This is a genomic window from Pseudoalteromonas sp. 5Ae-yellow, assembly GCF_014077565.1.
Classification (GTDB): domain Bacteria; phylum Pseudomonadota; class Gammaproteobacteria; order Enterobacterales; family Alteromonadaceae; genus Pseudoalteromonas.
Genome location: NZ_JACGWD010000225.1, coordinates 1 through 240 on the forward strand (window position 1 = coordinate 1; position 240 = coordinate 240).

The following is a 240-nucleotide window of genomic DNA, read 5'->3' on the forward strand; positions in this document are numbered from 1 at the left end:
TCTACTTTGAAGTCATGCTCAGAGTAAGATTCAATGACGGTGTATTGCGTGTTGCTTTTAATCGGGACCATCCAGTGCGACTGTGGGTGTTGCTTACGCCAATTAATCAGTAGCTCAGCGCTGAGATAACATCGGTCAAAAATAGTTAGACTGTTATCACTTACATGACTAAATAACTGCTTTGCGTAGTTCACCTCACCTTGATAACTGGGCCCGAAGGCAACGTGGTGTATCAACCGG

General features: G+C 44.6%; 1 pseudogene. It reads right to left on the reverse strand.

Annotated features, from left to right (window positions below):
• A pseudogene (locus H4J63_RS20165) lies at positions 1 to 240 on the reverse strand (IS4 family transposase); the annotation flags it as partial.